The 7,754-nt window shown below is 68.3% G+C and carries 9 protein-coding genes; 6 read left to right on the forward strand and 3 right to left on the reverse strand.

Features of this window, described 5'->3' with window-relative positions:
- Window positions 1-99: 99 nt before the first annotated feature.
- The 3 genes from PK606_RS15585 to PK606_RS15595 are packed head-to-tail and all read right to left on the reverse strand — an operon-like array spanning window position 100 to window position 2,458.
- On the reverse strand, window positions 100-450 hold the full coding sequence (locus PK606_RS15585; protein ID WP_324565258.1) for a hypothetical protein: 351 nt from the start codon (window positions 448-450) through the stop codon (window positions 100-102).
- Between the two features lie 3 nt (window positions 451-453).
- Window positions 454-882 carry a DNA polymerase III subunit chi gene (locus PK606_RS15590; RefSeq protein ID WP_324565260.1) on the reverse strand — a complete coding sequence of 143 codons (429 nt, stop codon included), beginning with the start codon at window positions 880-882 and terminating at the stop codon, window positions 454-456.
- Window positions 883-934: 52 nt separating this feature from the next.
- The gene (locus tag PK606_RS15595; protein WP_324565261.1) at window positions 935-2,458 is read right to left on the reverse strand and encodes a leucyl aminopeptidase; all 1,524 of its coding nucleotides are present in this window, start codon (window positions 2,456-2,458) and stop codon (window positions 935-937) included.
- A gap of 25 nt (window positions 2,459-2,483) precedes the next feature.
- Here PK606_RS15595 and lptF point away from each other — a divergent pair, with 25 nt between their 5' ends.
- From lptF to PK606_RS15625, 6 genes are all read left to right on the forward strand, one after another.
- The gene (gene lptF, locus PK606_RS15600; RefSeq protein ID WP_324565262.1) at window positions 2,484-3,587 is read left to right on the forward strand and encodes an LPS export ABC transporter permease LptF; all 1,104 of its coding nucleotides are present in this window, start codon (window positions 2,484-2,486) and stop codon (window positions 3,585-3,587) included.
- On the forward strand, window positions 3,584-4,693 hold the full coding sequence (lptG, locus tag PK606_RS15605) for an LPS export ABC transporter permease LptG (RefSeq protein ID WP_324565264.1): 1,110 nt from the start codon (window positions 3,584-3,586) through the stop codon (window positions 4,691-4,693). The genes lptF and lptG overlap by 4 nt, the downstream gene beginning before the upstream one ends.
- Window positions 4,694-4,698: 5 nt before the next feature.
- A complete protein-coding gene (locus PK606_RS15610; protein ID WP_324565265.1) occupies window positions 4,699-5,091 on the forward strand; it encodes a sirohydrochlorin chelatase in 393 nt (130 codons plus the stop codon).
- Window positions 5,092-5,133: 42 nt separating this feature from the next.
- Window positions 5,134-6,075, forward strand: coding sequence for a CysB family HTH-type transcriptional regulator (locus tag PK606_RS15615; protein ID WP_324565266.1), 942 nt, complete (start codon window positions 5,134-5,136; stop codon window positions 6,073-6,075).
- A gap of 136 nt (window positions 6,076-6,211) precedes the next feature.
- Window positions 6,212-7,381 (forward strand): pyridoxal phosphate-dependent aminotransferase, encoded by a 1,170-nt coding sequence (locus tag PK606_RS15620; RefSeq protein WP_324565267.1) that lies wholly within the window; start codon window positions 6,212-6,214, stop codon window positions 7,379-7,381.
- 89 nt (window positions 7,382-7,470) lie between these two features.
- Window positions 7,471-7,754, forward strand: a 284-nt coding sequence (locus PK606_RS15625; RefSeq protein ID WP_324565269.1) for an N-6 DNA methylase, incomplete at its 3' end; no start/stop codon positions are given.

Genomic DNA, 7,754 nt, shown 5'->3' on the forward strand with positions numbered 1-7,754 from the left:
AATAAGTCGAGAACCCGCTCTCGACTCATGGGGCGCAAACGATAGCGCACTTCAAGTGGCTTCGGCATCAGGGAACACGATAGTTCCGCGTGCCAGCCACTAGGTGTTTGCCCTGACTTCTTCGGCTTTCTTGTCCTGGGTCATGCGCTCGGCCAGCAGCTCACGCACGGCCTGACCGAGTTGGCGCTGCAACTGCGCCTCGAAGCCGCGCATCTGCTCGTGCACGGCGTGGCGAACCGCCTGCTGGATGCGCTGCTCGAGCTCGGGGCCGAGCTGCCGCAGCAGCAGGTCGGCCAGTTCCGGCGACACCGGCATCGGCGCCACCAGTTCGGGCTGCCCGGCGCGGTCCGGCATGGCCGCGGCAGCGGCCGGCGCCTGCGACACCACCTCGGTCAGCGTCGGCACGAAGCGCGGTGCGGGTCGGGGTGGCGGGGTCTCGGGTTCGGCCATGCGTCACTCCCGCGCGGCCAGGTCGTGCCGCTCGATCGGATAGCCGCGGTCGGTGTAGTGGCGCCAGCGCGGGCGCGCCTGCGCGCGGTCGGCGTCGCTGGTGTCGACCAGTTCGATCAGGCGCTCGAAGCGCTCGAATCCCGCCGGCACCGCGTCGCCCAGGTTCAGCAGCACCCCGGCCTGCGGCAGCTCGGCGCAATCGGTGGCCAGCACGATCGGCGTGGCGCGCCGCACCGGCTCCGGCGCCGAAGCCAGGCAATGCGGCACGAAGTCGAGCGCCGAGAAGCTCCACAGCGCGGTGTCCAGCGTGCGCAGCAACTCGTCTGGCCCGAGCACCCCCACCGTCGCACCCGACGCATGGGCCTTGCGCAGCAGCCGGCAGGCGTATTCCAGCTTGGCCGGCACGTTGAAGTGAAAGGTGACCTCGGTCATGGTGGTGTGGCCGGGCGGCGCGCCGTGCTCACGACTCGGCGCACTCCACAGCTCAGTTGCGCCTGGCCTTGGGCTTGCCCTTGCCGCCCGATTTGTCCGGCTTGGGTTCGGCCGCCGCCGCAGCGCCGGCCTGGCCCAGCAGGTAGTGCACCAGCAGGCCGACCGGCCGGCCGGTGGCGCCCTTGGCCTTGCCGCCCTTCCAGGCGGTACCGGCAATGTCCAGATGCGCCCAGGGGTAGGCCTTGGCGAAGCGCTGCAGGAACTTGGCCGCCGTCACCGCGCCAGCCGGTCGGCCGGCGACGTTGGCAACGTCGGCGAAATTGGTCTTCAGGCCTTCCGCGTAGTCGTCGTCCAGCGGCATGCGCCAGCACAGGTCGAGCGCGCTTTCGCCGGCAGCGTGCAGCGCCTCGGCCAGGCCGTCGTCGCTGGCGAACAGGCCGCTGCGCACCGCGCCCAGCGCGATCACGCAGGCGCCGGTCAGGGTGGCGATGTCGATCACCGCGCGCGGCTTGAAGCGCTCGGCGTAGCTGAGCGCGTCGCACAGCACCAGGCGCCCTTCGGCATCGGTGTTGAGGATCTCGATGGTCTGCCCGCTCATGCTGGTGACCACGTCGCCGGGCTTGATGGCGCGGCCGTCGGGCATGTTCTCGCTGGCCGGGATCAGGCCGACCACGTTGAGCGCCGGCTTCAGCTCGCCCAGCGCGCGGAAGGTGCCCAGCACGCTGGCCGCTCCGCTCATGTCAAACTTCATCTCGTCCATCTCGGGCGCGGGTTTGAGCGAGATGCCGCCGGTGTCGAAGGTGATGCCCTTGCCCACCAGCACCACCGGCGCCTCGCCCTTGGCGGCGCCCTGGTAACGCAGCACGATGAAGCGCAGTTCCTCGCCCGAACCCTGGGCCACGGCCTGGAACGCGCCCATGCCGAGCTTGGCGACCTCCTTCGGCCCCAGCACCTCGCACTCGATGCGCGGCAGCTTGCCCAGCTCTTTCGCCGCCTCGGCCAGGCGCGTCGGCGTGGCGTGGTTGGCCGGCCGGTTGGCCCACTCGCGCGCCAGCTGCACGCCGCGCACAACGCCGACGGCCTGCTCGAATTCGGCTTGCACGGCATCGGCATCGCCGTCCGGCGCGCCGATCACGGCCTGCTTCAGCTTGGGCCGGTCCTTGTCCTTGTCGACGGTCCGGGTGGCGGTGTAGACGTAGCTGGCGTCAGCCACCGCCTGCACCGCGGCCGCGATGGCGCCGGCTGTGGCGGCCTGGGCAAAGCACACGGTCAGGCTCTTGGCTGGCGCGCCCTTGAGCGCTGTGACCGCCGCCGCGACGGCCTTGCGCACCTGCGCGGCGCTGCCGTCGCCGATGCCGGCCAGCAGCACGTGCGCTGCCGCGATGCGCGCGGCGCCATAGCTGGCCAGCAGCTTGCCGGATTCGGTGGCGAAGTCGCCGGCGTCGATGGCGCGCCGCACCAGCGCCGAGATCGGGTCTTCGCCCGACGTGAAACCATCCTGCACCAGCACGATCAGGGCCGGTGTCTTGTCGGCGGCGGCGCGGGTGAGGCGCAGAGAAACGAGTTCGAAGTCCATAATGCCAGCGTTTTCCTTTTGACCGATGTTATTCGATTCATCTTTGCGCAAGGAGCTGGGCCGCAGCTTTGGCGCGACCCTGGTGGTGCTGGCCACCATCGTGATGACGGTGATGCTGATCCGCACGCTCGGCCAGGCCAGCGTGGGGCGCGTCAATCCGTCCGAGGTGATGCTGGTGATGGGCTACACGGTGCTTGGGCACCTGCCGACCATCCTGACGCTGAGCCTGTTCGTCGCCATCACGGCGACGCTGACGCGCATGTACGCCAGCAGCGAGATGGTGGTGTGGTTCGCCAGCGGCCAGGGCCTGCTGGCCTTCCTGAAGCCTTTGCTGCGCTTTGCCTGGCCGGTGCTGCTGGCGGTGGTGGTGCTGGCGCTGCTGGTCTGGCCATGGTCGAACCAGCAGATCCGCGACCTGCGCGACCGCTACCAGGACCGCGGCGACGTCGAGCGCGTGGCGCCCGGCCGCTTCATCGAATCGGCCGGTGGCCAGCGGGTGTTCTTCATCGACAAGGACAGCGCCGACGCCACCACCGGCAACAACATCTTCATCGCCTCCACCGAAGGAGGCAAGGAAGCCGTCACCTCGGCGCGCAGCGGCAAGCTGGAAACCATCAAGGGCGAGCGCTTCGTGGTGCTCGACCAGGGGCACCGGCTCGAGACCGAACTCGACACCGGCGCCACCCGCATCAGCGAATTCGTCGAGTACGGCAACCGCATCGATGCCCGCATCGCCGGGCCCGGCGGGCGTGATTCGCCGCGCCTGAAATCGACCCTGACGCTGCTGCGCGATCCCACGCCGCGCCACCTGTCGGAGCTGTCCTGGCGCCTGGGGCTGGCGCTGGCGGCGTTCAACTGCGTGCTCATTGCGCTGGCGGCAACACGCGTGAACCCGCGCGTCGGCCGCAGCGCCGGCCTGATCTTCACGCTGTTCGCCTTCGCCAGCTACTACAACCTGCTCGGCGTCGGCCAGAGCTGGATCGCCAACGGCCGCATCGGCCTGCCAGCCTTTCTCGCGCTGCTGCACGGCGGCATCCTGGTGCTGGCCGTGCTGTGGCTGCTGGCGCGCCACGGCAACTGGCTGAACCGCCTGCGCCAGCGCCGCCGCCCGGCGACGGAGGCGGCATGAGAACCATCCGCCACCTGATCTACAGCGAGATCCTGCGCGCGGTGGGCTTCGTCACCCTGGCCTTCCTGCTGCTGTTCTTCTTCTTCGACATCGTCGACGAACTGGGCGAGGTCAGCGCCGCCGCCGCGCAGGGCTACACGCTGTCGTATGCGCTGCTCTACGTGGCGCTGCAGGCCCCCAAGCACCTGTACGAACTGCTGCCGATCGCGGTGCTGATCGGCACCATCTACGTCATGGCGCGGCTGGCCGAGAGTTCCGAATACACCATCCTGCGCACCACCGGCCTGGGGCCGTACCGCGCGCTGCGCACCCTGCTGCTGCTGGGCATGGGCTTCGTGATGCTGACCTTCGTGTTCGGCGACTACGTGGCGCCGGCCGCCAACCGGGCCGCGCAGACACTGCAGGCGCGCTTCCTGGGCGACATCACGGTCGGGCGCACGGGGGCCTGGATGAAGGACCGGCAGGAAACGCGCAACTACTCGGTCAACGTCGGCGCGCTCGGCTCGGACGGCACCATGAACCAGGTCCGCATCTTCGAGTTCGACAATGCCGACGGCCGCCTGCTGTCGACCACCAAGGCCGCCAAGGCCTTCTTCGACGGCGGCGACGGCTGGCAGTTGCAGGAGGTCGAGCGGCGCGGCTTCGAGCACGCCACGGGCGATGAGCCGCGCGTGGTGGTGCAGCAGCTGCTGACCTGGCACTGGCCGACCAGCATCTCGCTCGACATGGTGGCGGCCTCGCTGCTGAGCCCGGACCGGATGCAGACGGTCGATCTGTTCCAGTACATCAGCCACCTGAAGGACAACGGCCAGAGCGCGCAGCGCTACGAGATCGAGTTCTGGCGCAAGGTGTTCTACCCCCTGAGCTGCCTGGTGATGATGGTGCTGGCACTGCCGTTCGCCTACCTGCACTTTCGCACCGGCAACATCGCCGGCTACGTGTTCCTGGGCGTGCTGGTGGGCATCAGCTTCTTCCTGCTGAACAACGTGTTCGGCCACATCGGCAACCTGCGCAACTGGGTGCCGTGGATCGCCTCGGCGGCGCCCGGCATCATCTATTCGGTGCTGTCGCTGGCCGCGCTGGGCTGGCTGGTGCTGAGGCAGTAGCCATCGTGGCCGCAGCCGACAACCCGCAGCCGCATGGCATCGTGCTGTTCGCGCACGGCTCGCGCGACCCGGCCTGGCGCGCGCCGATCGAGGCCGTGGCGCGGCGCATGCGCGAGATCGACCCCACCGCGCGCGTGCAGTGCGCCTACCTGGAGCTGACCGAGCCCGACCTGCCCGCGGCCGTCGCCACGCTGCACGCGCAAGGGGCCACGCGCGTCACGGTGTGGCCGATGTTCCTCGGCACCGGGCGCCACGCGCGCGAGGATCTGCCGCGGCTGCTGGGGCAACTGCGGCTGCAATACCCCGGCGTGGCCTTCAGCCTGCGCGAGGCCATCGCCGAGCACCCCGAGGTGCTGCAGGCCATGGCGTTGGCGGCCCTGACGAACGCGCCGCCTTAGACCGCACGCGCCATAATGCCGGGGTTTCATATGAGCAACCCCATGAACCTGCATCAGTTCCGATTCGTCCAGGAAGCCGTGCGCCGCGGCCTGAACCTGACCGAGGCAGCCAAGGCGCTGCACACCTCGCAGCCCGGCGTCTCGAAGGCGATCATCGAGCTGGAGGACGAGCTCGGCATCGAGATCTTCATGCGCCACGGCAAGCGCCTGAAGCGCGTCACCGAGCCGGGCGAGCACGTGCTGGCCAGCATCGCCATCATCATGCGCGAGATCGGCAACCTCAAGCGCATCGGCGAGGAATACAGCGCCCAGGACAGCGGCACGCTGTCGATCGCCACCACCCACACCCAGGCCCGCTACGTGCTGCCGGTGCCGGTGGCGCGGCTGCGCGAGCGCTACCCCAAGGTCAACATCAGCCTGCACCAGGGCGCGCCCGACCAGGTGGCGCGCATGGTGATCGAGGAGACCGCCGACATCGGCATCGCCACCGAGTCGCTCGCCAACTACCCCGAGCTGATCACCCTGCCCTGCTACGAATGGCAGCACGTGCTGGTGGTGCCGGCCAGCCACCCGCTGGCGGCCAAGGAGCGGCTGACGCTGGACGACATCGGCGCCGAGCCGCTGATCACCTACCACCCCTCGTTCACCGGCCGCACACGCATCGACGCCGCCTTCGCCCAGCGCGAGCTGCAGCCGCGCGTGGTGCTGGAGGCGATCGACTCCGACGTCATCAAGACCTACGTGCGCCTGGGCTTAGGGATAGGCATCGTGGCCGAGATGGCGGTCAAGGACGACAAGGACACCGACCTGGTGGCGCGTCCGCTGGGCCAGCTGCTGGGTCACAACGTGGCGCGCATCGCGCTCAAGCGCAGCGCCTACCTGCGCGACTTCGTCTACCACTTCGCCAGCCTGCTGTCCGACCGGCTCGACAAGGACCTGATCCTGAAGGCCATGAGTGGCCACGTGGCTGACTACGAACTCTGAGCCCGGAAACGGCAGTTGACCGCTCGTTGTATCCGGCAAACCCCCATGAACACTGACTTTCGCTGCTCCGATCACGCTCACATGTCGGGTGAGAGCGCATCCAACGGCCGTTTCTAGGCCGAACCCCCGCCTTGCCATGAATCCATCCACCCCCAGCTTCCCCTCGCGCCTGCCCAACGTCGGCACCACCATCTTCACCGTCATGTCGGCGCTGGCCACCGAGCACCAGGCCGTCAACCTGGGCCAGGGCTTCCCCGACTTCGACTGCGACCCGAAGCTGGTCGAAGGCGTCACCGCCGCGATGCGGCAAGGCCACAACCAGTACCCGCCGATGCCCGGCGTGCCGGTGCTGCGCGAGGCCATCGCCGCCAAGATCGAGGCGCTGTACGGCCGCCGCTACGACGCCGGCAGCGAGATCACCGTCACGGCAGGCGCTACCCAGGCCATCCTGACCGCCATCCTGTGCTGCGTCGGCCCCGGCGACGAAGTCATCGTGCTCGAGCCCTGCTACGACAGCTACGTCCCCAACATCGAGCTGACCGGCGCCACCGTGGTGCGCGTGCCGCTGGTGCCCGGCACCTTCCGCCCCGACTTCGACAAGATCGCCGCCGCTTTAAGCCCCAAGACCCGCGCCATCATCATCAACTCCCCGCACAACCCCAGCGGCACCGTGTGGTCACCCGCCGATATGCGCCGGCTGGACGAACTGCTCGCCCCCACCAATGTCCTCGTCATCAGCGACGAGGTATACGAGCACATGGTCTACGCCCCGCTGCGGCACGAAAGCGTGGCGCGCTTTCCCGGTTTGGCCGCGCGCAGCTTCATCGTCAGCAGCTTCGGCAAGACCTACCACGTCACGGGTTGGAAGGTCGGCTACGTCGCCGCCCCCGCCGCGCTCACCGCCGAATTCCGCAAGGTTCACCAGTTCAACGTGTTCACCGTCAACACGCCCATGCAGCACGGCCTGGCCAGCTACATGCAGGACGCGGCGCCGTACCTGAACCTGCCCGCCTTCTACCAGGCCAAGCGCGACCTGTTCCGCGAGGGCCTGGCCAAGACGAAATTCCGCCTGCTGCCCTGCGAAGGCACCTACTTCCAGTGCGTCGCCATCGACCAACTCGCGGTGCCCGAGCGCGACCTGCCCGAAGCCGACTTCTGCCAATGGCTCACCCGCGAAGTCGGCGTCGCGGCGATCCCGCTGTCGGCCTTCTATGGGGATGGGTTCGACCAGAAGGTGGTGCGGTTCTGCTTTGCGAAGAAGGATGAGACATTGAGTGAGGCGGTGAGGAGGTTGGCAAGCTTGTAAGCTCGTCAGAAGGCCACGGCCAAGCGCTACCCCCTTCGATAGCTGCTCGCGCTTGCCACATGCCGGCCAGACATCGAAACCCTACAACCATGAACCTCGTCAAATCCAAGCAACGCGTCGCCGACCACGGCGAGGTCTTCACGCCGCCCTGGCTGGTGCAAGCCATGCTCGATCTGGTGAAGGACGAAACCGAGCGCATCGACGCCCGCTTTCTGGAACCCGCCTGCGGCAGCGGCAATTTCCTCGTGCCCATCCTTCAGCGCAAGCTCGCGGCGGTCGAACAGAAGTACGGCAAATCCGAGTTCGACCGGCAGCACTTCGCCTTATACGGGCTGATGTGCGCCTACGGCATCGAACTCCTGCCCGACAACGC

Origin of the sequence: Ottowia sp., assembly GCF_035444425.1 — a bacterium.
Taxonomy (GTDB): Bacteria; Pseudomonadota; Gammaproteobacteria; order Burkholderiales; family Burkholderiaceae_C; genus Ottowia.

Coding starts and splice junctions, on each gene's coding strand:
- PK606_RS15585 (WP_324565258.1), bottom strand. CDS start 450: ATGGCCGAACCCGAGACCCCGCCACCCCGACCCGCACCGCGCTTCGTG.
- PK606_RS15590 (WP_324565260.1), bottom strand. CDS start 882: ATGACCGAGGTCACCTTTCACTTCAACGTGCCGGCCAAGCTGGAATAC.
- PK606_RS15595 (WP_324565261.1), bottom strand. CDS start 2,458: ATGGACTTCGAACTCGTTTCTCTGCGCCTCACCCGCGCCGCCGCCGAC.
- lptF (WP_324565262.1), top strand. CDS start 2,484: ATGTTATTCGATTCATCTTTGCGCAAGGAGCTGGGCCGCAGCTTTGGC.
- lptG (WP_324565264.1), top strand. CDS start 3,584: ATGAGAACCATCCGCCACCTGATCTACAGCGAGATCCTGCGCGCGGTG.
- PK606_RS15615 (WP_324565266.1), top strand. CDS start 5,134: ATGAACCTGCATCAGTTCCGATTCGTCCAGGAAGCCGTGCGCCGCGGC.
- PK606_RS15620 (WP_324565267.1), top strand. CDS start 6,212: ATGAATCCATCCACCCCCAGCTTCCCCTCGCGCCTGCCCAACGTCGGC.